General features: G+C 61.0%; 2 protein-coding genes and 1 pseudogene. 1 reads left to right on the forward strand and 2 read right to left on the reverse strand.

The features are described 5' to 3' along the window. Positions 1–68 precede the first annotated feature (68 nt). Complete coding sequence (locus tag NKI72_RS35225; protein WP_352852289.1) at positions 69–389, reverse strand: adenine nucleotide alpha hydrolase family protein; 321 nt, start codon at positions 387–389, stop codon at positions 69–71. 30 nt (positions 390–419) lie between these two features. Here NKI72_RS35225 and NKI72_RS35230 point away from each other — a divergent pair, with 30 nt between their 5' ends. Then, a complete protein-coding gene (locus tag NKI72_RS35230) occupies positions 420–689 on the forward strand; it encodes a hypothetical protein (RefSeq protein ID WP_352451831.1) in 270 nt (89 codons plus the stop codon). Here the strand turns inward: NKI72_RS35230 and NKI72_RS35235 are convergent. Then, positions 573–910: pseudogene (locus NKI72_RS35235) on the reverse strand (DDE-type integrase/transposase/recombinase); the annotation flags it as partial. The gene NKI72_RS35230 and the pseudogene NKI72_RS35235 overlap by 117 nt on opposite strands.

The following is a 910-nucleotide window of genomic DNA, read 5'->3' on the forward strand; positions in this document are numbered from 1 at the left end:
GGGCCACTCTCGTCGGCCGAGTTGATGCTCCAGCCAGTATCGCCTTGCCGACCAGCATGAGTTCGCCGTTAGCAATCCATCGTCGCGAGCCGAGATCGAGGTAAAAAGCGCGTGTTATCGACTATGTAGCTGACGCTCCCGCTGACGCCCTCGAGTGCGCACGCTATGGCCCGTTCGCACCTCTTGTGAATAGTACTGCCCCATGCACCTGAAACCGCCTCCTGGGACCAGGCTTGCTCAAGCCCTTGCTTCAACACGATTGATCCGACGCCAAGGGAAGCGGTTTCGAGGTGCCGCAGCGCGTCCATGATGATGGCCGCCGCGGGGGCCTCGCGGACTTCGAGAACCTTTTCACCGGTTGAGATGTGTTCGAGCCCGGTTATTGAAATACTGGCTCTTGCGGATTCTGATCGACTTCAGTGCTCGTCGCGATCGATGCCGCAGGCCATTTTTCTGCAGCAAATGACCTTTCCGAAAAGTTTGCGACAGAACCCGCCGACGCCGCTCTCATCGAAGCGGATGAGGCTCAGCGGCCTCCCACCGTTGCCGGCCGAGGGCTGCTGCTGCAGAATTCATGCGGGCGTTCCAGTCACGGCCTTCCATTCGGCGATGGCTTGCAGGCGATGAACATGTATGGCGAGAGCAGAACGTTTGGGGCGGGGCGGGACGAAGAGGTTGCGGAGGGCTGACAAGGTCGAGACGAAGCGTTGCAGGCCTCCCGGCGATCGGACCCCCTGCATCATCCGCTCCCGTTTCGCGGCGGCACATGGGAATTCTCCGCTCTGTTGTTCAACCCCTTGTGCGACCGGTGCCTCGACGTCCGGCATCACCTGTCGCTTTGCCGCTCCATACGAGCGCAGCTAGTCGGTGATCATGCGCTTCGGCGCGAGCCCCTGCTTCTTCAACAGCC

Origin of the sequence: Mesorhizobium sp. M0437, from assembly GCF_040321335.1 — a bacterium.
Classification (GTDB): Bacteria; Pseudomonadota; Alphaproteobacteria; order Rhizobiales; family Rhizobiaceae; genus Mesorhizobium.